General features: G+C 31.7%; 23 protein-coding genes. 16 read left to right on the top strand and 7 right to left on the bottom strand.

The window, feature by feature from the left end; all coding sequences use genetic code 11:
* The first annotated feature begins 3 nt into the window (after nt 1–3).
* Entirely contained in the window at nt 4–1011 is a 1008-nt protein-coding gene (locus ACM591_RS11930) for an inorganic phosphate transporter (RefSeq protein ID WP_029377762.1), read from the top strand.
* A 394-nt stretch (nt 1012–1405) separates the two neighbouring features.
* On the opposite strand, the gene ACM591_RS11925 is transcribed toward ACM591_RS11930, so the two are convergent.
* The gene (locus ACM591_RS11925) at nt 1406–2212 is read right to left on the bottom strand and encodes a LysM peptidoglycan-binding domain-containing protein (protein WP_029377761.1); all 807 of its coding nucleotides are present in this window, start codon (nt 2210–2212) and stop codon (nt 1406–1408) included.
* A gap of 465 nt (nt 2213–2677) precedes the next feature.
* Here ACM591_RS11925 and ACM591_RS11920 point away from each other — a divergent pair, with 465 nt between their 5' ends.
* From ACM591_RS11920 to ACM591_RS11900, 5 genes are all read left to right on the top strand, one after another.
* Entirely contained in the window at nt 2678–3343 is a 666-nt protein-coding gene (locus ACM591_RS11920) for a Bax inhibitor-1 family protein (RefSeq protein WP_029377760.1), read from the top strand.
* A gap of 316 nt (nt 3344–3659) precedes the next feature.
* On the top strand, nt 3660–5810 hold the full coding sequence (locus tag ACM591_RS11915; protein WP_326026807.1) for an AraC family transcriptional regulator: 2151 nt from the start codon (nt 3660–3662) through the stop codon (nt 5808–5810).
* A 169-nt stretch (nt 5811–5979) separates the two neighbouring features.
* Nucleotides 5980–6336 (top strand): transcriptional regulator, SarA/Rot family, encoded by a 357-nt coding sequence (locus ACM591_RS11910; RefSeq protein ID WP_029377758.1) that lies wholly within the window; start codon nt 5980–5982, stop codon nt 6334–6336.
* Nucleotides 6337–6537: 201 nt separating this feature from the next.
* Complete coding sequence (locus ACM591_RS11905; RefSeq protein WP_029377757.1) at nt 6538–7254, top strand: YebC/PmpR family DNA-binding transcriptional regulator; 717 nt, start codon at nt 6538–6540, stop codon at nt 7252–7254.
* A gap of 1 nt (nt 7255) precedes the next feature.
* Nucleotides 7256–7762 (top strand): cupin domain-containing protein, encoded by a 507-nt coding sequence (locus tag ACM591_RS11900; RefSeq protein ID WP_029377756.1) that lies wholly within the window; start codon nt 7256–7258, stop codon nt 7760–7762.
* Between the two features lie 70 nt (nt 7763–7832).
* On the opposite strand, the gene ACM591_RS11895 is transcribed toward ACM591_RS11900, so the two are convergent.
* Nucleotides 7833–8945: a 5-methyltetrahydropteroyltriglutamate--homocysteine S-methyltransferase gene (locus tag ACM591_RS11895; RefSeq protein ID WP_058625497.1), complete on the bottom strand. Its 1113-nt coding sequence runs from the start codon at nt 8943–8945 to the stop codon at nt 7833–7835.
* Between the two features lie 210 nt (nt 8946–9155).
* On the opposite strand from ACM591_RS11895, the gene ACM591_RS11890 reads away from it, so the two are divergent.
* The 5 genes from ACM591_RS11890 (at nt 9156) to ACM591_RS11870 (ending at nt 14133) form a co-directional block, all read left to right on the top strand.
* Nucleotides 9156–9836, top strand: coding sequence for a DUF402 domain-containing protein (locus ACM591_RS11890; protein WP_058625498.1), 681 nt, complete (start codon nt 9156–9158; stop codon nt 9834–9836).
* A 221-nt stretch (nt 9837–10057) separates the two neighbouring features.
* The gene (locus tag ACM591_RS11885; protein WP_029377753.1) at nt 10058–10912 is read left to right on the top strand and encodes a LysR family transcriptional regulator; all 855 of its coding nucleotides are present in this window, start codon (nt 10058–10060) and stop codon (nt 10910–10912) included.
* Between the two features lie 99 nt (nt 10913–11011).
* Nucleotides 11012–12223 carry a sugar efflux transporter gene (locus ACM591_RS11880; protein WP_029377752.1) on the top strand — a complete coding sequence of 404 codons (1212 nt, stop codon included), beginning with the start codon at nt 11012–11014 and terminating at the stop codon, nt 12221–12223.
* 2 nt (nt 12224–12225) lie between these two features.
* Nucleotides 12226–12714 carry a DUF456 domain-containing protein gene (locus ACM591_RS11875; protein WP_029377751.1) on the top strand — a complete coding sequence of 163 codons (489 nt, stop codon included), beginning with the start codon at nt 12226–12228 and terminating at the stop codon, nt 12712–12714.
* Nucleotides 12715–12972: 258 nt separating this feature from the next.
* The gene (locus tag ACM591_RS11870; RefSeq protein WP_029377750.1) at nt 12973–14133 is read left to right on the top strand and encodes an MFS transporter; all 1161 of its coding nucleotides are present in this window, start codon (nt 12973–12975) and stop codon (nt 14131–14133) included.
* Nucleotides 14134–14339: 206 nt separating this feature from the next.
* On the opposite strand, the gene ACM591_RS11865 is transcribed toward ACM591_RS11870, so the two are convergent.
* On the bottom strand, nt 14340–15023 hold the full coding sequence (locus ACM591_RS11865) for a DUF1129 family protein (RefSeq protein WP_029377749.1): 684 nt from the start codon (nt 15021–15023) through the stop codon (nt 14340–14342).
* A gap of 101 nt (nt 15024–15124) precedes the next feature.
* Between ACM591_RS11865 and ACM591_RS11860 the strand changes: the two genes are divergently transcribed.
* The 4 genes from ACM591_RS11860 (at nt 15125) to ACM591_RS11845 (ending at nt 17109) form a co-directional block, all read left to right on the top strand.
* Complete coding sequence (locus tag ACM591_RS11860; RefSeq protein WP_029377748.1) at nt 15125–15592, top strand: GNAT family N-acetyltransferase; 468 nt, start codon at nt 15125–15127, stop codon at nt 15590–15592.
* Between the two features lie 40 nt (nt 15593–15632).
* Nucleotides 15633–15845, top strand: a complete 213-nt coding sequence (locus tag ACM591_RS11855; RefSeq protein WP_029377747.1) for an SA0632 family lipoprotein — start codon at nt 15633–15635, stop codon at nt 15843–15845.
* A 314-nt stretch (nt 15846–16159) separates the two neighbouring features.
* On the top strand, nt 16160–16456 hold the full coding sequence (locus tag ACM591_RS11850) for a hypothetical protein (protein WP_029377746.1): 297 nt from the start codon (nt 16160–16162) through the stop codon (nt 16454–16456).
* A 101-nt stretch (nt 16457–16557) separates the two neighbouring features.
* On the top strand, nt 16558–17109 hold the full coding sequence (locus ACM591_RS11845) for a GNAT family N-acetyltransferase (protein WP_029377745.1): 552 nt from the start codon (nt 16558–16560) through the stop codon (nt 17107–17109).
* 221 nt (nt 17110–17330) lie between these two features.
* Here ACM591_RS11845 and ACM591_RS11840 read toward each other — a convergent pair whose 3' ends face one another.
* A complete protein-coding gene (locus ACM591_RS11840) occupies nt 17331–18758 on the bottom strand; it encodes a PLP-dependent aminotransferase family protein (protein ID WP_029377744.1) in 1428 nt (475 codons plus the stop codon).
* A 118-nt stretch (nt 18759–18876) separates the two neighbouring features.
* Here ACM591_RS11840 and ACM591_RS11835 point away from each other — a divergent pair, with 118 nt between their 5' ends.
* Nucleotides 18877–19491, top strand: coding sequence for a LysE/ArgO family amino acid transporter (locus tag ACM591_RS11835; protein WP_029377743.1), 615 nt, complete (start codon nt 18877–18879; stop codon nt 19489–19491).
* Nucleotides 19492–19549: 58 nt separating this feature from the next.
* Here ACM591_RS11835 and ACM591_RS11830 read toward each other — a convergent pair whose 3' ends face one another.
* Genes ACM591_RS11830 through ACM591_RS11820 form a run of 3 tightly spaced genes read right to left on the bottom strand, consistent with a single transcriptional unit; the run spans nt 19550 to nt 21290 of the window.
* Entirely contained in the window at nt 19550–20116 is a 567-nt protein-coding gene (locus ACM591_RS11830; RefSeq protein ID WP_029377742.1) for a TIGR00730 family Rossman fold protein, read from the bottom strand.
* A 2-nt stretch (nt 20117–20118) separates the two neighbouring features.
* Nucleotides 20119–20583: a YaiI/YqxD family protein gene (locus tag ACM591_RS11825; protein ID WP_029377741.1), complete on the bottom strand. Its 465-nt coding sequence runs from the start codon at nt 20581–20583 to the stop codon at nt 20119–20121.
* A gap of 5 nt (nt 20584–20588) precedes the next feature.
* Nucleotides 20589–21290: a hypothetical protein gene (locus ACM591_RS11820; protein ID WP_326026806.1), complete on the bottom strand. Its 702-nt coding sequence runs from the start codon at nt 21288–21290 to the stop codon at nt 20589–20591.
* Between the last annotated feature and the right edge of the window lie 62 nt (nt 21291–21352).

Raw genomic sequence — 21352 nt, 5'->3', positions numbered from 1 at the left:
CTTATGGAATATATTTTGATCATCACAGTAGCTATTGTTATTTTTTCACTTATATTTGACTTTATCAATGGTTTCCATGATACAGCCAATGCTGTTGCTACTGCTGTTTCAACACGTGCCTTAACTCCTAGAACGGCTATACTTTTGGCATCTGTCATGAATTTTATCGGTGCTTTAACGTTCACTGGGGTTGCAGGAACAATAACTAAAGATATCGTAGACCCATTTAAATTAGAAAATGGTCTAGTTGTAGTATTAGCAGCTATTATCGCTGCAATTTTCTGGAATTTATTAACTTGGTATTATGGTATACCAAGTTCATCTTCTCATGCATTGATAGGTTCTATCGCTGGTGCGGCAATTGCTTCACAAGGTTCATTTGCCGTATTACATTATCAAGGTTTTACAAAAATTATAATCGTATTACTTTTATCACCAGTCATTGCATTCTGTGTAGGGTTTATAATGTACTCCATTGTGAAAATAGTATTTAAAAATGCAAACCTTACAAAAACTAACCGTAATTTTAGATTCTTCCAGATTTTCACAGCGTCTTTACAATCGTTCTCACACGGTACGAATGACGCACAAAAATCAATGGGGATTATTACATTAGCTTTAATTGTTGCAGGTATTCAAACTGGTTCTAGCGTAGAACCACAGCTATGGGTTAAAATTTCCTGTGCTACTGCGATGGGATTAGGTACTGCTGTCGGTGGTTGGAAAATTATTAAAACAGTTGGTGGTAATATTATGAAAATACGACCAGCTAATGGTGCAGCAGCAGATTTATCATCTGCATTAACTATATTTGTAGCATCATCATTACATTTCCCGCTATCTACAACGCATGTCGTTTCTTCATCTATATTAGGTGTAGGATCTTCTAACCGTATTAAAGGTGTTAAATGGAACACAGCGCAACGTATGATTGTTACATGGGTTATTACATTACCTATTTCTGCAATAGTTGCAGCACTAATTTATTACATTATTAATTTTTTCTTATAATTTAAGATAAAGCAATCGAAGAGCGGCTGGGACAATTGAATTGTCTCAGCCGTAATTATTGTATAATAGTAGTTTTAAAGTCATATTTTTTAATTTAAATGAGTTAGTAGTAATGACACAAGGACTCTAGTTTTAGTAATTAATATATTGAATTAGTGTAGCTTATGTTTGAGCATTAGCTCAAATAACTCTTTAACTTTATCAATATTAGCCTAAGTGTAAACAATGGAAACTTTTAAATAAATTAGATTTCTTTTTGACTTTTGTATTTAAATATAGAGTGGTCAAACGACAAAGCAATAGTTCATGAGCATAAAATAATAGCCTGAGACATTTAAGTCTCAGGCTATTATTTTACTACGTTCATCATTTCTATTAGCGTAATAAGTTATAATTAATGAATGTAATTATAACTTGAAGCTTGTGATGCAGGGATAGTACGATAATCAACAGTACCTGGAGGCGTATTATAATTCATTTCTGAAATTAGAATACTACCATCTGGATTTACTTGTTCTACGTAAGCAACGTGCCCAATAGGTCCTTCATAGTTTTGCATGATTGAACCAGCACTTGGTGAATTATTTACTGTATAACCATCTGCAGCGGCATTGTTTGCCCAGTGATCTGCATTCCACCAATAAGTACTAATTGGTTGACCAGTTTCTGCTCTACGATTAAACACGTGCCAAGTACATTGTCCCCAATCGTATAGGTTAGCATCACTCGCTGATGAATCACCCGTGTTCGTGCTTGGTGTTTCTGTTGAGCTACCGCCAGCACCACCAGTTCCTGTTGCACCAGGGATTGTTAAAGTTTGATTAGGATAGATAATATAACCATTTAAATTATTGGCTGAAACAATTTCTTCAACTGAAACGCCATATTTATTTGCGATGATATTTAAAGACTCACCAGATTGTACAGTGTGAGTTGATCCACCTGAAGTAGCGTTTGAAGATGATTCTTGTCCCTGAGAACCACTTCCACCAATTTCAATGACTTGTCCTGGGAATACAATGTTATTGTTAATGTTATTATTTTGTTTAATTTCATCAATTGAAACACCGTATTGCTGTGAAATTGACCATAGTGACTCGCCAGATTTTACTGTATGCTGTGTTGATGCATCAGCTTCATTATTTGCTATGAATGCTGCTGCACCTGAAGCAGCTGTTACTGCAAATGCTAACTTTTTCAAAAAAACTCCTCCTTCAATGCCTATGTCTAACAGTGATTATTAAAATAAATACATGTCGTTAGTTTTTTTAAATCTCAATTCACGTTTCATACTAACAAAAATCATTTGCTTTGTGTACGTTGTTATAAAGTTGTAATATTATTAACATTTAGTTATCCACTGAAGATTGTTTGACAAATACCTTAGTATAGGGATTTATAAGTATGTGTTACATTTCACTTGTAATTAATTTTATTTGAAATGTAACATTAACTATTAGCAAAAATAGTGATATTAACATTAAAATTGTTAGAAAATACATTCATCATGTTTGCTAATCAATGAAACAGTGAACATTAAAGTATTAATAATTACTATCGTAGGACATTGTGAAAATTTACATGCTATACATATATCCTATAAATGTTATGATTAAACGCATATTATTTTTATAAATAGTTCTATAATTGAGAAGGAGTGAATAAATTGGCGGAATCAACACAACATGTAAATAAGCAACAAAAGCAGTCTAAAAACCAATCTAAATCACAATCGCATGCATATAGTAAAGTATGGCTATTCTTTATGTATTACTGGATTATTTTTGGTATTGGTTGCTATTTTGGACAATTCTTACCTATGGAATGGAGGAAACCACTCTCATTTGTCCTTCTTGCCTTAGTATTGATTACAGTTATCTTTAATCGTGCACGTAAATATGGCATAGTAATCTCTCATATTTACGCAATTGTTGTAGGGTTATTATCTTATGCAACATTCACTGCATATTTACAGAATTTAGGGCCGGAAGTTTTCTTCAAAAATATCATTTTAGCAATTTCAGCATTTATTGTTTTTGGTATTATTGGCTATTTCTTAATTGGAAATGCAGCTAGTATGGGAAAATATTTATTTGTTACTTTAGTTGCGCTTATTATAGCAAGTTTGATTGGTATGTTTATACAAAATCCAATCTTCCATACAATTATAACTGTAGTAGGGTTATTACTATTTCTACTCTATACACTATACGATTTCAATCGTATGAAGCGGGGACAGTTCTCTCCAAGAGAAATGGGCTTTAATTTATTTGTGAATCTATTGCACATTATCAAGTATGTGTTAAGGCTTGCAACTAAGTTTAGAAAATAATAAAATTTAAAATCTAATATAATGAAGACACCTTCAAAACACCTTATGAATTGAGAGTTTTTGAAGGTGATTTTTTATCTAATGAAAGGCTTTAATAAAACGACCTTTTTAATTTTCAAAAAAATACAATGCTAAAATTTTAAAATTGAGTTTAATTAATGAAAAAAGTTGACAAAATTATTTGTTTTATACAAAATTATCTAAAGACAAAAAATACTTATTTTATTAATTAAGATATAAAGTGCCAACTTTAGCTTTTATGATAGAGTGACATTTTAATGCATAGCGTATGACAATATTTGAAAGAGGTTAAATTATGAAAGCGCAGTGCTTAAATATTATTTCTATGGATAATTATCCTGCGAAACGCGTAGCTGACGGATTATTACTAATATTCCCATTAAAAGGGATTACAGAAATACAACATTTTATAACAAATATAGAAGTAGAAAATGATTTGTTTATAATCAATAACTCTGAAATTTTTACAATAAAAAGAAATGAACAAGCGATTAAGTTGTATATTGCGAGTGATTGGTTTTATGATCGTGGCTATGATTTTTTTGCGTATCAATATACATCTAATTTAATACGATCTTCCAATGCGTTATTCCAATCTATACTTAGCTTAGCGCAACATCAATTAAATCAAACTTTGACCGAAGCGTTATTTGAGTCTTACATGAATAATATTGTCGACATTATTGCTTCTGAAGCAAAAGTCGACATAAAATATTTGAAACAACAAACAGACTATTCATTTTATGGTATTACCGGCGAAATGCTAGATTATGTTAATAACCATTTAGATAAGAAATTAACGTTAAAAGAAATTGCCAATAAACTTTTCATTTCTCAATCAAATATATCGACTCAATTTTATAATACGTTGGGGATGAGCTTTAAAACGTATATAGATACTTTAAAACTTTCAACATCGATATCTAGTTTGCTAAAAGGAAAATCTACGATAAGTGAGGTGTCCGATTACTATGGATTTAGCAGTTCTGCTATCTATAGTAAAAAATTTAAACACTATTTTGGCTATTCACCTAAGGACTATCGTCTACTTTCAAAATTGGATAAGTCATTTCCTTTTACAGCAGAAGATTATAACATGAGTACAATCGCTGAAATTCAGAATATAATAGCTAAACGACTTAACAAACTCAATGTTCAGAATAATTATATTTGTATTGATCTGCAACATACTAATGAATTTACTAACGATACTATTGTAATTCAAATTCATAGTATAGAAGAGTTTCACAATTTGTTTGCGAATAAAAGTATGAGTTATTTATTTGAAGGTACACAAAAAGTGATTGTTTACTGCATGATAGATCCGAAAAAGTTACAGGAAACATTTATGGACGAATCATATGGCTTCATTAATTTTGTTTATCACGCAAATGTGGACCTTGCATTTCAAATTAAAAGTAGTGACGATGTTAATATATATATCGACCAAATATATAGCCAATATCAAGCTTATTTACAAGCACATCCAGGATTATCAGATAAACATATGCATTCAGTGAGTTACATCTTTAATGTTAGAAGTATGTCTATCAAGGAAATTTATCGTAATATTATTAAAATTCAACAGTATAGAGAATATGTAAAGTTTGGAATTGATATTACGCATTTATTCAATAATCCTGAATGTTTTAAATTGATGGAGAAGCAGATGAAACGTATAGGGTTTGATTATTTCTTTATAGATAATCATAAATTGACATCTCCCTATTTGAGCGAAGATCATGAAGACTTGCTTACAAAACAAGTGTTTAAGTTTAGTAATATTAAAAAGATTATGAACGATATGGAATTAGAAGAAAGAGCATATTTTCTTTTAAATGTTCATAATAATTACTTATTGAATGACGATAATATGGAGATTATTGAAAGTCCCCCATTACTTATGGGCATGTTCAAACAGATGCGTGAATATTTTACAGGAGTGGGGATAGATTTATTCCAGCAACAAGGTGAGAAAATTGCATTATATTTATATGATCAAAAAGGATTCCGCTCCGTTCTAGGTAATATGTATGAAAGAATAATGGAGAAAATGAGATATGAAGTGAAAGATTTTGAATACTATACAATTGTGAATCAACCAGAGAAAATTTCAATTTTTGTAAATGATTGGCGTATAGTGGAAAGTGAAACTGCAGAGAGCGAACCGCAAAATATACAAATACATTTAAATTTTAAAGATAAGGCTATGAGATGTCCTTATATAATTTTTTATGAAAAAATAAATAGCACATTTGGAAATATAAATGGTATTATTCCGCCAGCTTTAAGAATTGAGCATACGTGGTCAGATGAATTGATTAGTAAAATCGATGACTATAATAAACCGCATTTTAGTGTTATGCAACATGATTTTAAAGAAGCGCATTTGACCATTGATTTAAATTATAATACGGTTCACATTATTGATATTTATAAAAAATAAAAAAATTTTATAGTTCACCTCTTTTAAAATTATGCGTAGCAAAATACAATTTATCGTTATTCGTAATTTTGACAAATCTATAATTATAATTAATAAGGACATAGACTTGTAATTTATGGATAATTGTATTGTATTGTATTGTTTACTAGCATTTGGAGGTGTGACAACAGTGAATAAAGACAAAAAAGAGCAATTTTTAAATATTTACAAAAAATATAAAAGTTTAATGCACTACATTGAATCAAACTACAAATTGACTATGAATGACGTTGCAATTTTAGAATTGATAGAACAAAATTGTAGTGAAAATAATATGTTAATGCAGCCATTTCTAAAAATTGCAACTACTGAACTTGAGTTAAGTAGAACTAAGGTGCTTGCATCGATTCGTAGATTGATTGATCAGGATAGAGTGAGCAAAATACGTTCAACTGAAGATGAGCGTAAAGTATATTTATTTATGAATAATGACAATGCACAAAACTATAAAATTTTATTAGATGATATTGAAGGATATGTTAAGTAAATAATAGTGTACTTTAATAGGCTAAATAAATAATAAAATAAAAACTACAGGTATTTACTTTATATGGTAAGTATCTGTAGTTTTTGTAGTTTGAATAGGACTTGGATTCAACTGATGTGCGTAAATCTATATTCTAAAGCAAAAATATTGTATAATATATCATATTAATAAATGTAGTAATCGAGAAAGCGAGATGAAATCATGGGACGTAAGTGGAATAACATTAAAGAAAAAAAGGCCCAAAAAGATAAAAATACAAGTAAAATTTATGCGAAGTTTGGTAAAGAAATATATGTAGCAGCTAAATCAGGTGAACCTGATCCGCATGCCAATCAAGCTTTACGTTTAACATTAGAGCGTGCCAAAACTTATTCAGTTCCGAACCACATTATTGAGAAAGCAATTGAAAAAGCTAAGGGCTCTGGTGAAGAAAGTTATGATGAATTAAGATATGAAGGTTTTGGTCCAAATGGCTCAATGATTATCGTTGATGCTTTGACAGACAATGTAAATAGAACGGCTTCAGATGTACGTGCAGCTTTTGGTAAAAATGGAGGGAATATGGGCGTATCAGGATCAGTCGCTTATATGTTTGAATATACAGCTGTATTTGGTTTTGAAGGCAAATCGGTAGACGATACATTAGAAGCATTAATGGAAAAAGATGTGGATGTCAGAGATGTGATTGATGAGAATGGCTTAACTATTGTATATGCTGAACCAGACCAATTTGCTCAAGTACAAGATGCGTTAAGAGAAATAGGTATTGATACATTTAAAGTTGCGGAATTTGAAATGTTACCCCAATCTGATATTGAATTATCAGAAGAAGACCAAAAACAATTTGAAACACTTATTGAAGTATTAGAAGACTTAGATGATGTGCAAAATGTATTTCATAACGTGGATTTGAAATAATATGAATCAACATATACAATCTTGGATTTCACAATTACAACTGCAACCACACCCAGAAGGTGGTTATTATAAAGAAGTAATTAAAGGTACTACAGACAATGCAAGACAAAGAGCGCAGTATTCTAGTATTTATTTCTTATTAACGCATGACAATATTTCACATTTTCATCGTATAGATGCAGATGAAATTTGGTATTATCATGATGGTGATTCACTAACGATTCATATGATTCACCCTGATGGTAGATACGAACAAGTATCTTTAGGGAAGAATATAGAAGCGGGTGACGTATTACAGTATGTAGTACCTAAAGGAACCATATTCGCATCATCAGTTGAAAGGCAAAATGATTACGCGCTTGTTGGATGTATGTGTCAACCTGCATTTGAGTTTGAACATTTTGAATTATTGAGCCAAAGTTGGTTGAACGAACAATATCCTAACTTAGAAGATATTAATATGCGTTATGCATTATCTTCTGAAGCTATTGAAGCAAACAAACATTAAATTCTATAAAAGATTTGAGAGCCCGAGACACAAATGTCTCGGGCTCTCAAATCGTTGATGCTACTGTATGTTATTTTGCAGTTCCAAATACTTCTTTTGCGATTTCTACTACATAAGCAAGTTTTTTCCATTGTGCATCTTCCGTAAGTTTATTACCTTCTTCAGTAGAAGCAAATCCACATTGAGGACTTAAACAAATTTGATCTAAATCCACATATTGTTGGGCTTCTTCAATGCGCTTGAGTATAGCGTTTTTATCCTCAAGTTCACCAGTTTTTGAAGTGAATAATCCTAATACTGCTGCTGATTTATCTTTTGGGAAATAGCGTAATGGCTCAAAGTCTCCAGAGCGATCATCGTCATACTCTAAGAAAAATCCGCCTAAATTTTCCTGGAATAAATAAGGAGCTACTGGTTCGTAACCACCTGAAATTGCCCAAGTAGACTGGTAGTTACCTCGACAAACGTGTGTTGTAATAAGTAAATCTTCGGGTAATCCTTGTACTGCTTCATTGACGACGCGTAATGCAAGTTGTCGTGCATTTTCTTTTTCAGCTTCAGAACGATCACGTCCACGTGTTTTTTGAGTTCCTGATGTTAGATTTGCCCAATAAACGTCATCTAATTGGATGTAACGCGCACCTAGTTCATAAAATTTTAATAGACTATCATGATAGGCTTTGGCAACATCATGTGAATATGCTTCAATATCTGGATATATTGTTTCATTCAAAATGTTTGGATGGAAAAGTTGGTTAGGGCTAGGAATAGAGACTTTTGATGTCCCTCGGCCGTTTACTTTTTCATGTAAGAATTGGAAATGTTCAAAATGGGGATGGTTAGGGTTAAATGCAACCTTGTCTACAATCTTCACATTATGATTTCTAGTTTCGACACCTTCGAATTCTAAACCGTGTTCTGATGTATAGCCTTGAACACCATCTAAGTTCTCTAAGAAGTCGAAATGCCACCAACTTCTACGAAATTCTCCATCTGTAATACTATGTAACCCTACTTCTAATTGTTTTTCGATAATATGTTCAATTTCTTCATCTTCAATAGCTTTTAGTGTTTGTGCGTCTATTACTTTATTTTTATAGTCTTGTCGTGCTTCTTTTAAGCGATCTGGTCGTAATAAACTACCAACATGATCTGCTCTAAATGGTCTATGGATAACTGTCATGGTAAGGCTCCTTTATTTATGGAATTTTCTGAAAAATATAGATAAAATTTAACAGACTTCTGGGGAATTGTCAATTTCGCTTTTACACTATGAAATATAGTACAATAATACTAATCAAATTTTGAAGGTAAAAATAAAAGACATCAATATAATTCATGAGATGACATGGGAGAAACAGTTTTATATAATAATGACAAGGAGTTGGTGACAGTGAAAGTAAAATATATTGATAAGCGTCACTGGCGTCGCATCATTGATAGAGAATACACAGAGGTCAAAGTGAACAATAATAAGTTTAAAGGTATTATTGGTTTAGTCACTATGAAAAAAGTTCGTGAGCCATTAGAGGTATCAGTTGTTGGACAAAACATTATTGTTGCTGATGACAACTATCAATGGTTACAAATCTTACCTGAGAAAAAACGTTATAGTATTACAGTGATGTTAGATGACAAGGGCAACCCATTAGAATATTATTTTGATATCAATTTAAAGAATGTTACACAGAAAGGAAATGCACGTACGATTGATTTGTGTTTAGATGTGCTTGTATTACCAAATGGGTCTTATGAACTTGTTGATGAAGATGATTTACAACGTGCATTAGATACAGGACAAATTTCTAAGAAACAATATCATGAAGCATATGTAATCGCGCATCAGCTCATGATAAAAATCGATGCTGATTTTCCAACTATGCAAGACAAAATTATGTATTGTTATCATAAAATTAAACAGAAAGCAAAGGGACAGAATCATAGTAAACATAAGCCGAAAGCGCACAAACACAATACTCATAAATCCAAACAACACCCAAATGATAAACATCATAGACATACTTCTACGCATAAATCAGAGCAACAAAAGTCTTCAAATCATGAAAAGAGCTAACCTATATGGTATGTATTTGAATCGCAGTTAGTATGAAATGTTAAACGATACGAACTACCGAAATTCAGGTATTGAAAAGGCATATAAGTATATAAATAAACGTGTTATAGTAAATATTGCATGTATAACAAAAAACTTAGAATTACATGTAATCTACACAAATAAAAATGAGAGTTATTATACGATAATTAACAGTGGCTTATAAAAATAGGGGGATAATTATGAAGATTGACGATTATCGCTTGTTAACTACTTTGGATGAAACAAAAACACTGAGAAAAGCAGCTGAAATTCTCTATATTTCACAACCTGCAGTTACGCAAAGGCTTAAAGCGATTGAAAATGCTTTTGGCGTCAACGTTTTTATCCGAACTAAGAAACAATTGATTACGACGACGGAAGGTACAATGATAATTGAACACGCTAGAGAAATGCTCAATAGAGAGCGTTTGTTTTTAGATAAAATGCAAGCGCATATTGGTGAAGTCAATGGAACCATATCTATCGGTTGTTCATCTTTAATTGGCCAAACATTGTTACCTGAAGTATTAAATTTATATACAAGACAATTTCCTAATGTAGAAATTCAAGTTCAAGTTGGTTCAAGCGAACAAATTAAAGCGAATCATAGAGATTATCATGTCATGATTATCCGTGGTAATAAGATTATGAATTTAAGTAATACACACCTTTTTAATGACGAGCACTACTTCATTTATCCTAAAAATAGGAATGATGAACTTGAAACAATGCCTTTTATCGAATTCCAAGCAGACCCAATTTATATTAATCAAATAAAAGAATGGTATGGAAGTCAAATTGGCCAAGATTACCACGCAATGATTACAGTAGATCAAGTGGCAACTTGTAAAGAAATGTTATTAAATGGTGTTGGTGTAACAATATTACCAGAGATTATGATGAAACATATAGATCGCGAATTATTCGAATTCAAACGCGTGGATATCGATAATAAATCGCTCATACGTTCTACGTTTTTAAGCTACGATTCAAGTATGACACAGTTGCCCCAGGTAGAGTCATTTATAAATCTAATGATGGAATATGTTGAGTAATAAAACAGATACGGATTTAATTTAAGGTTTTATTTTATAACATTAAAGTTATTGCACTGACGAAGAAATATATTATTTAAGAGAATAGAGGTTGTCTACATGTTTAGTGCCTTATTACATATTAAAAACTACAAATTATTTGTAGTGAATATGATGCTGTTAGGTATGGGGATAGCAATTACAGTACCTTATTTAGTATTGTTTGCTACAAATGATTTAGGCATGACTTCCACACAATATGGATTGTTGTTAGCCTTAGCTGCAATCAGTCAATTTATAATGAATACGATAGTTGCGCGTTTTTCTGATACGCATAATATTAATAGAAAATTAATAATAATTGCTGCCTTATTTATGGGGGCAGTTAGTTTTTCAATTTATTTCTATATACATGAAATATGGATTTTTATAGCAATGTACGCTATTTTCCAAGGGTGTTTTGCGCCAGCGATGCCACAAATGTATGCATCAGCACGTGAATCAATTAATGCCTCTGCTTCAAGAAATAAAGCTAAATTTGCCAATGCAGTTTTGCGTTCCATGTTTTCATTTGGCTTTTTATTTGGTCCTTTAATCGGTGCCTTACTTCTAAATGCTAATGGGTATTCGGGCTTGTTTGGTGGTACGATTACAATCATTATCTTTACCTTACTATTGCAAGTATTTTTCTTTAAAGATATAAAGACAGAACACACTGTTTCTGATGTAAATCATGTTGAGGCTACAGCTCCCAACATGCTAAGAGATAAGTCACTATTTATTCCGTTTTTAGCGTTTATTTTGCTACATATAGGGCAATGGATGTATACATTGAATATGCCATTATTTGTAACGAAGTACCTTAATGAACCCGAAGGTTTTGTTGGTGGATTAGCAAGTTTATGTGCTGGACTAGAAGTGCCTTTTATGGTCATTTTAGGTATATTGTCAGCAAAAATGACAACACGTGCCTTACTCATGTTAGGTGGTCTCTTCGGAGGATTGTTTTACTTTAGTATCGGCATGTTCGAAAGTTTAGCGATGATGTTTGTAGGTCAAGTATTTTTAGCGATATTTTTAGCAATACTACTTGGTTTAGGAATTAGTTACTTTCAAGATATATTACCAGACTTTCCGGGTTATGCCTCAACGTTATTTGCTAATGCAATGGTTATTGGCCAATTATGTGGTAACTTGTTAGGTGGTATAATGAGTCAATGGGTTGGTTTAGGAAATGTTTTCTTTGTTTCTGCAGGATCTATATTTATAGGTATGGTTCTCATTTTCTTTACCAAAGATCAAAAATTTACAGAAGAAAGTATGAGTAATTAATAATGACAATTATTTTATGGTTATGTATTATAGCAGCATTTGTCTTAGCGTTTATAGGTTTAATTAAACCGGTTATTCCATCTGTACTTGTCTTATGGGTTGGTTTTCTGATTTATCAATTCGGTTTTCACAATGGTAACTTATCATGGGTGTTCTATGTATCTATGATTTTACTTACATTATTTATAATCGTTGCAGATTTTATAATGAATCAATATTTTGTTAATAAATTTGGTGGTTCAAAAAAGAGTGAGTATGCAGCGCTTATAGGTGTTATTGTAGGGTGCTTTGTATTTCCACCATTCGGAATTATCATTATTCCATTTGTAGCGGTATTAATTGTAGAAATGATTCAAGAACCAAATTTTTCAAAAGCTTTAAAAGCAAGTTTTGGCTCGGTTGTGGCATTTTTAGCAAGTACTATCGCACAAGCGATTATCATGATTATTATGGTAGTATGGTTTTTTGTAGATGCATTACTAATTAATTAAATTCATTTTTGAGCTAATAGTTTTATCTTTAGAATAAATTGAGCAATTCATTTAATTCTAAGGTTACTGTTAGCTCTTTTTTTGTGAAAAATTGTAACTCGAAAATTAAAATAGAACGATTAAATATACATATAATTTTAATGAAAGCGCATTAATATAATAAATTAATAAAAAATAAAGCAATTGCCTTGTTTTCAGTTGCTTTATTTTAGTATAATCACAAACATGTTTAAAAAATGGAATAGGAGGGGAGTCGAAATGAAATATCCAATAGCTATATGGATGCTGGCTATCGGTGCGTTTGCAATCGGTATGACAGAATTTGTAATTATGGGACTTTTACCAAATATTGCAAGGGACTTTGATGTGACTGTGAGTCAAGCAGGACAGCTAATTACTGGTTATGCGTTAGGTGTTGCCATTGGTGGACCAATCATAGTTATGTTAACAATAAAATGGAATAGAAAGTATCTATTATTAGTTTTAATGGGCATTTTTATTTTAGGTAATTTTGCTGCTTCATTTAGTCCAAGTTACGGATTTATGATGACAAGTCGTATTATTACATCGTTAGCGCACGGTTCATTCTTTGGTATAGGCTCTATACTTGCCGCAAGTATGGTTAGACCAGAGAAAAGAGCAAGTGCCATGGCCTTGATGTTTATGGGATTAAGTTTAAGTAACATCTTAGGTGTGCCATTCGGTACATTAGTTGGACAAAATTTTGGTTGGCCAATGACATTTATTGTTATTTCTATTATTGGTGCTATAGCTTTAGTAGGGATTATTATTTTTGTGCCAATGCAACGTGAAACAGTTAAATCTTCAGTATTAAATGAATTGAAAATTTTAAAAGAGAAGCGTTTATGGTTAACATTAGCAGTAACACTATTCGGATTTAGTAGTGTATTTGCTTATTTCACATATATCTCTACAGTTTTAACTGACGTTTCTAATGTTCAAGAGAATCTTATTTCATATCTACTTATTATATTTGGTGTAGGTGTTACATTAGGTAATATCGTAGGTGGTAAGCTTGCAGATTGGAATTTAAATAAATCATTACAAATGATATTTACAATATTTATTCTATATTTCGTGCTATTATACTTTATCCAAATGAACGGATTCTTAATGGTAGCAGGCATATTCTTCTTTGGTCTAATAGGATTTAGCATGAGTCCATCGCTACAGTTCAAAAGTACTTTAATTTCCAAAGATGCGCCAACGCTTGCTAGTACATTGAATCAATCAGCATTTAATCTAGGAAATGCTTTAGGTGCCTTTATAGGTGGACTAGTCGTTACGCATTTACCAGTAGCGTCTCTAAGTCTTATCGCTCCTATTTTAACAGCGATTGGTTTAATATTCTTGTTTATCAGTGTTGCAGTTGAGAAAAAAGAAGGCATGACAACTTAAATTCACATTATCATGATATATATCGTTGTAATTTTCTATATACTTGCATTATGCTTGTTCGGAAAAGGTAATAGAGTTTAGAGATCATAAGTAAGAAATATTTTATTTAATTTAACTAGATACTAAGCTATATAAAATAAGAGCCTGAGGCATATAGAGTTATGTCTCAGGCTCTTTCTTTTTATTATTAAAGTAATGTCATCAAATTATAGTGAAGTATTTGCATCTTTATTAATATAGTGATGATCGATATACAATGAAATTGGCATAATTATGAAAGAAATAATAATAAATGTCCAATTACTTATAAGAATATAAGGACCAACAGCGAGTGCTGCTTGAGGTACAAAAAACACATAAAATAACGCACATAACAAAAGTATAATACTGACGTATGTCATAATCCAAGTCCAATGTGATTTGGTAAAGCATTGCATTTGTACAGTTTTAAAAACCATCCATATAAAAATGAAAATAATGCTAATACCGACGAGTAACATTATAGGAAATGTATATATATATAGTCGTTTAGCGCCGATAAAAAAACCAATAAATCCTTTAAGGAAACAAAAAATACCAAAGAAAAGTAAAATGTGTTGGAAAATATATTTGAATATGTTGATGAGCGTTTCATTTGGCAATTTTTTAATTTCATTTTTTGCGTGTGATTTAGGGTCATGATCAAAGAAATCCATAGCGAGCGTGCCTTCTTTTTCGGCTTGTAATAATTGAGCTAATATACGATTTAACATCTTTTCGGAATCATAGGGATTCACACTTAGATCCGCGCGTACATATGTCATATAGTTTTCGAATGTTTCTCTATCAGTATTGTTTAATCGTAGTGATTTCACATTATTTTCACGCATTAATCTTTCAGTAGATTTCATTTGAATTTCGCTACCTTTTTTATAGAATGTAAGAATAAGATATGGCTTATTATGACGAATATCACAACATAAATCAACTTAACTTTTTAGAAGGAGAAATTATGGAACAACTTTCACTATCACAAAATCAATTTATAGAAGAAATTGCCAACATACACGAGCAGCAACTTGAACAACAATATTATGATTACAGAAAAACTAATTTATCAGTGGCTTTACGTATAGAAATGATCGAGCGGAGCTTGAAATTAGAAACAGGTCGCATTTTAATTCAAACACTGGATGGTATTTTACAAGGATTTGTATGGGCGCGAATTGAGACAGTAGGGTATAAAGTTATCATTGAAATGCTCTATGTCCATCCTGAATATAGACACCAGAGTATAGGTGCCAAATTGAAATCATCTATTGAATGGTGGGCCATTAGTCAAGGTGCTCAAAAAATAGAAAGTACCGTAGCGTATAGTAACAAACAAATGATTGAAATGAATTTAAATATGGATTATCAGGTGGAAAAAATAATTATGTCCAAAAAACTATCAGTAATTAATGAAGATAATAATAATTAATGATAAAATTAATATATTATAATGAAAAAGGAGTTCTTACATGAAAAGGTGTTTGGCACTCATATTAGCAGCGACAGTTACATTAACAGCTTGTGGTAAAGATGATGAAAAAGTATCATTGGAAAAAGATGTCGATAAATTAGAGAAACAAAAAAAAGATTTGAAAAAGCAAAAAGATAAACTAGAAAAAGAACATGATAAGCTGAAGGATAAATCTGAAAGCTTAGAAAAAGATATAAATTCAGAAACCTAAACCGTGTAGATTGTTGTATAATCGAATGAAATATGGAGAATGAAAAAATATATCTGTATAATATATAGAAATTAGATTTAATTATATTTTTAAAAAGGCATTGTAATATTTCCTAGGAAATTATTGTAATATGGTTTTACTAATTGTTATAATGGGTATCATTAAACATAATGTGGATTAGTAAGTACGTATAAAAATGCAAAGAAGTTGAAATACAAGGGAGTTATTAAACAATCATTCAGGCTTAAGTTAACGACTAGTTTGGAGTAAGTTGTGTTTTGATAATTTCCTTACATAGAAAAGAGGTAATGAATATGCACGAACAAGATTTCAATTTATTAGAAGGCAGATCTATTACTTTACCAGAATTAGGTAGAGAAATAGAAAATATTACAGGCAGAGAAATAAAAGACTCTACAGGTGAAATTAAACGTGTGATTGCACACTTACCAAATTTTGAATCTGATACAGATACTTTTGTAGCTACTTACAGACTAAATCATAAAAATGATTTTATTGATGCAACATTTACTGCACCAAAAAGTGAACGTAGCCGTTTGAAAGAAGTTGCAGTAAACGTAGAGTTAATTAGTTATATTTCAAGAGCTTAAATGTTGATTATTGATAGAATATGTAGGTAGCGCGATATGAACTGTTTCATAACGCGTTACTTTTATATAGAAATTTATTTTCCAGTATAGAGGTGTAACATATGACAGTTTATATTGAAACTGAACGTTTAAGGTTACGTGACTGGCGGGAGGAAGACTTGCTACCATTTCAACAAATGAACGCAAACCAACAAGTTCGTAGATATTTTCCTAGTTTATTAAGTTATAGACGTTCAGAACACGATATGAATAAAATGGATGAAGTTATATCAAAATATAATATTGGCCTATTCGCTGTTGAATTGAAAGAGACGAATGGTTGGTTAGGTTTTATTGGATTGAATTATGTACCTAAAGAAAGTAAATATACATTTGATGAGTTGCCATTTTATGAAATAGGATGGCGTTTAATTCCTGAAGTTTGGGGGAATGGTTTTGCTACAGAAGGTGCGGAAGCCGTATTGAAATATGCCAAATCTCAAGGTTTAGAAGAGGTCTATGCCTTTACTTCAGAAAATAATGCAGCTTCTAGAAAAGTGATGGAAAAAATCGGCATGAAATTATACGATTATTTTGAGTATCCTAATCTCAGTAAATATCATCCACTTAAAAGACATGTTAGATATCATAAAGATTTATCAAAAAACGTTTAAGAAACGTTGTTTTGGTAGTAGGCATTGTGGCCATTTCAAATGCATATTAATTAAGGCTGAGGCAAATTTAATTGTCTCAGCCTTAATTAATTTATTGAATTTGTAAAATCTATAGATGGATTTCCTCAGGTGAACTTTTGTCACTATCAGCTCTAGTATTCTCTGCCGAGGTGCAACGACGTAATCTGTTTAAAAAATTAGATTTCTATATCATCCCCTGTTTATGACGATATGAGAAAACGTGTTTTGATAATTTCCCTTAATTGTTTTAAAGTTGCATCGATATCATCGGTATCAATATAAGCATATGAGAAACGGATACAATTATGCGCATGTTTATCGTAAACTTCACCGGGATTAATTAGTATATTTTCTGTAATAGCTGCATCGAAAAGTCTTTTCATATCGATGGAGAACTTAAATTGGAACCAAATATAAAATGAACCATCTGGCATCGACCATGAACCGAAATCACTAAAATATTTCTTCAAGGATTCTAAAAACAAATTTCTTTTAATTAAAAGCTTTTCCTTAAGCTCTTTGAGGTGTTGGTCGTGGTATTGTGGCTGTGTTAACCATTCTGATGCGATATATTGTGATATAGAACTTGCGCCATAGTCATTTTGCATTTTTAAATCAGCTAAATGTGCCGCAACGGAGGGCTTAGCAACGATCCAACCGACCCGCAAACCAGGACTTACAGTTTTGGATAAGCTAGTCAAATATAAAATATTATCATTTGTATCAAATGTTTTTAAAGGTAGTGGACGTTCGTGATTAAAATATAAGTCACCATAAACATCATCTTCTACAATAGGCATACCATGTTGTTCACATTGCATAATAATTTTTTGTTTTTCTGCTAGCGAATAACAATGTTGTGTAGGGTTGTGTAATGTCGGTATACAATAGAAAATGCTATTTGCATATTGTGCTTGTGCTTTAAATATATTGTTAATATTACTTTTAATATCAGAAATGCTTATTTGTTGTATATCAGCTCTAATATTATGCCAAGTACGTATCGAATTAATATATGAAGGAGATTCAACAATAATCTTGGATTGTGGGATTAGTAAGCCATCTGCAATTAGTTTTAAACCTTGTAATGCGCCAGAGGTGATACAAATGTGGTCAATGCTACATGTGATGCCTAATTTTTGCATATATTGCACAACTGCTTCTCTAAGTTTTAGATTTCCCTGGGGATGTTCGTAATTAGTGTTTAACACATTAGTATTACACTTACTCAAAATTTCTTTGAATTGTTCATTAGGTATAAGATTGGGAGCTAGTTCTCCAGTACCTAATCGCTTGATGTTAGAGTGGAATTCTAGTTTGTTAATTTGTTGAACGAAGTATTGATTATTTTTGGTTGTACTATTGCTGATATAGTTTTGCCAATTAATATTGTTTCTAATATAAGTATGCCAAGTATTTCCAGATACATATAAGCGCTGTTTCTCTCTACCATCTATTATTCCCTGGCTTTTAAGAATATCGATTGCTTGTATAACGGTAGAACGATTCACTTGATATTTCCTGGCCATATCTCTTTGAGAAGGTAATTGCATGCCTTGTTCTAATTTCCCGGTATCAATTTGTGAAATGATATCATCAATAATTTGTTTGTATTTTGGTTTGAACATAAAATAACTCCTATATTATCTGGTTGGTATTTTAATTTGCATCTGGTTGGTCTAATTTCTTTGGATATAGTATAGCATAGTTAATATAGACGTAATAATTAAAGGAGAGTATTTTGGTATGTTACAACCAGCAGTTCATGGATTACTTTTGGCGCTAGGACTCATATTGCCTTTAGGCGCTCAAAATGTCTTTGTATTTAATCAAGGAGCTAATCATAAAAGTATATACAAATCACTACCGGTAATTATCACCGCTGGTTTATGTGATACATTATTAATATTATTAGCTATTTTAGGGGTATCATTAATTTTGTTGTCTTTACCTGTTTTGCAGATAACTATTTATTGTATAGGTATTGTCTTTTTAAGTTATATGGCATGGTCATTGTGGACATCACATCAATATCAACTTCAAACTTATAAACCTATGACTGCTAAAAAGCAAATAGGTTTCGCATTATCAGTGTCATTACTAAATCCACATGCAATTATGGATACGATAGGTGTAATTGGTACAAGTGCTGCTATATACGAAGGAGTAGAAAAAGTAGTGTTTAGTATTGCCACTGTACTGGTGTCGTGGTTTTGGTTTTTCATTTTAGCAATAGTGGGGAAGATTATAGGATATGTAGATAAAACAGGAAAATATATTTTGGTATTAAATAAATGTTCAGCAATTATTATCATTATTGTTGCATTGATGATCCTAAAACAGTTAATAGCAATTATTTAAATTATAAATAAAGGGCAAGGAAGGAAATTTAAAATAATTAACTTCCTTGCCCTTGAAGTTAGTCGTAAGTTCTAACACCTAAAGGTTTATAATTATTGATAGTTTCAAATAGTGCTTCTGTTGTATCGCATAATGGCGCTAAAGTATCGTATTTAGCATCGATAAACCCTTCTTCAATCATATGAGATAATAGGGATTGTAATGGATTGAAGAACCCATTGATATTAAATATAGCGATCGGTTTTTGATGAATGCCAATTTGAGACCAACTATACATTTCAAAGAATTCTTCTAAAGAACCAGCGCCACCAGGGGCCATGACAAAGGCGTCTGCTAATTCGGCCATTTTGTTTTTTCTTTCATGCATAGAGTCAACTAAAATAAGTTCCGTTAATTTCTGACTAGTTATTTCTTTTTCATTTAACATATTAGGCATAACTCCGATAGCGCTACCGCCATGATCTAGTACGCCATCTTGTATTGCCCCCATAATGCCTACAGAGCCAGCTCCAAAGATTAATTCATAACCTTTTTCGGCCATGGTTTTACCTAGCTGATAAGCTTCTGACATATAGGAAGGGTCATTTCCTTTACTAGCGCCACAGTATACGGCAATTCTTTTCATGTTTATTCCTCCTTGTTCAAGTGTTGATCTTGTAATACAGATGAAAATGCAGATTCAAATTTAAACAAATCTTGTTCTGTAAATGCAGAAGGGCCTTTTGTGCGACCACCACTTTTTCTAAATTGTGCATTTGTATGCCTTTGCTCAAGTAAAGTGTCAATATTTTGGTGGTTGTATATATAGCCTTTGTGATGCATGACAATTTTTGTTTTATTTAGTAATAAACTTGCAAGACCATAATCTTGCGTAATTACTAAATCATCATTTCCTGCTAGTTTAACAATCCTATAGTCAACCGCATCTGGTCCATCATCGACATAAATGGTTTTTACATGCTCAGGTTGTTCTATAGTAGAAAAGTGACTGAAACTACGAACGATTGTAACAAAAATGCCTGTCCCTTCAGTCAATTCAATAACTGAATTGATTACAGGACAAGCATCTCCGTCTATAATGACCTGTGTCATTAGTGTTATTTGCCTTTATTTTCGTTGTCTTGTTTTACAACGCTTTTAGCAACGTAGTCTTCATATTTTTTGAATTCAGATAAGCGTGCTTTTTTATCTTTTGCTCGTACTTTATCTTCTTCTTTGTGGCGTTTGTCGATGTTTTTTTGTAAGATTTTATCTAGTTTTTGAATGTCTTTACGGTTTTCTTTCTCTAATTTTTCGCCTTTTTTCTCAGTGTCATCATCAAGTTTACCAGGTGTTAATCCAACTTTTTCCATATGTTTGTTAGATTTTTTCATATCTTTAATACGCTGTTTTTCATTATCTTGACGTGCTTTTTCTTCTTCTTTATGACGTTTGTCGATATTTTTTTGAAGAAGCTTATTCATTTTTTGAGCTTCTTTGCGATTTTCTTTTTCTAGTTTTTCGCCATTTTTCTCAATATATGCTGGATCGTGTTCTTTAGCGATACGTTTAAGTTCTCGTTTTTGATCCATGTCGTGTTTTTTATCTGCTACATATTCTTTTGCATGAGATGATTTTTCTACGACAGTATCTTTCAATTGTCCAGATTTATTTGCAACTGTTTTAGAAGCGCTCACGGTTGCATCGCTCGCTTTTTTAACGTCTGGGTGATCTTTAATTCGTTTACGTTCAACGATTAATGGTACTAAAAACACAGGAGCCACTGTGATTATTGTTTTAATTAATTGCTTTTTGTCCATATGCGTTGCCTCCATTTAATTTATACTATCTTCATATTACCCTATCATACATGAAAATAAAC

Source organism: Staphylococcus sp. Ze2 (assembly GCF_048568365.1).
In the GTDB taxonomy this organism is placed as follows: domain Bacteria; phylum Bacillota; class Bacilli; order Staphylococcales; family Staphylococcaceae; genus Staphylococcus; species Staphylococcus xylosus.
This window is presented reverse-complemented; position numbering and strand designations above follow the sequence as displayed.

Excerpts from the sequence above, each read along its gene's own strand:
- ACM591_RS11930 (WP_029377762.1), top strand. The coding sequence starts at position 4 with ATGGAATATATTTTGATCATCACAGTAGCTATTGTTATTTTTTCACTT.
- ACM591_RS11915 (WP_326026807.1), top strand. The coding sequence starts at position 3,660 with ATGAAAGCGCAGTGCTTAAATATTATTTCTATGGATAATTATCCTGCG.
- ACM591_RS11905 (WP_029377757.1), top strand. The coding sequence starts at position 6,538 with ATGGGACGTAAGTGGAATAACATTAAAGAAAAAAAGGCCCAAAAAGAT.
- ACM591_RS11900 (WP_029377756.1), top strand. The coding sequence starts at position 7,256 with ATGAATCAACATATACAATCTTGGATTTCACAATTACAACTGCAACCA.
- ACM591_RS11895 (WP_058625497.1), bottom strand. The coding sequence starts at position 8,945 with ATGACAGTTATCCATAGACCATTTAGAGCAGATCATGTTGGTAGTTTA.
- ACM591_RS11885 (WP_029377753.1), top strand. The coding sequence starts at position 10,058 with ATGAAGATTGACGATTATCGCTTGTTAACTACTTTGGATGAAACAAAA.
- ACM591_RS11880 (WP_029377752.1), top strand. The coding sequence starts at position 11,012 with ATGTTTAGTGCCTTATTACATATTAAAAACTACAAATTATTTGTAGTG.
- ACM591_RS11875 (WP_029377751.1), top strand. The coding sequence starts at position 12,226 with ATGACAATTATTTTATGGTTATGTATTATAGCAGCATTTGTCTTAGCG.
- ACM591_RS11870 (WP_029377750.1), top strand. The coding sequence starts at position 12,973 with ATGAAATATCCAATAGCTATATGGATGCTGGCTATCGGTGCGTTTGCA.
- ACM591_RS11865 (WP_029377749.1), bottom strand. The coding sequence starts at position 15,023 with ATGAAATCTACTGAAAGATTAATGCGTGAAAATAATGTGAAATCACTA.
- ACM591_RS11860 (WP_029377748.1), top strand. The coding sequence starts at position 15,125 with ATGGAACAACTTTCACTATCACAAAATCAATTTATAGAAGAAATTGCC.
- ACM591_RS11855 (WP_029377747.1), top strand. The coding sequence starts at position 15,633 with ATGAAAAGGTGTTTGGCACTCATATTAGCAGCGACAGTTACATTAACA.
- ACM591_RS11850 (WP_029377746.1), top strand. The coding sequence starts at position 16,160 with ATGCACGAACAAGATTTCAATTTATTAGAAGGCAGATCTATTACTTTA.
- ACM591_RS11845 (WP_029377745.1), top strand. The coding sequence starts at position 16,558 with ATGACAGTTTATATTGAAACTGAACGTTTAAGGTTACGTGACTGGCGG.
- ACM591_RS11840 (WP_029377744.1), bottom strand. The coding sequence starts at position 18,758 with ATGTTCAAACCAAAATACAAACAAATTATTGATGATATCATTTCACAA.
- ACM591_RS11835 (WP_029377743.1), top strand. The coding sequence starts at position 18,877 with ATGTTACAACCAGCAGTTCATGGATTACTTTTGGCGCTAGGACTCATA.
- ACM591_RS11830 (WP_029377742.1), bottom strand. The coding sequence starts at position 20,116 with ATGAAAAGAATTGCCGTATACTGTGGCGCTAGTAAAGGAAATGACCCT.
- ACM591_RS11825 (WP_029377741.1), bottom strand. The coding sequence starts at position 20,583 with ATGACACAGGTCATTATAGACGGAGATGCTTGTCCTGTAATCAATTCA.
- ACM591_RS11820 (WP_326026806.1), bottom strand. The coding sequence starts at position 21,290 with ATGGACAAAAAGCAATTAATTAAAACAATAATCACAGTGGCTCCTGTG.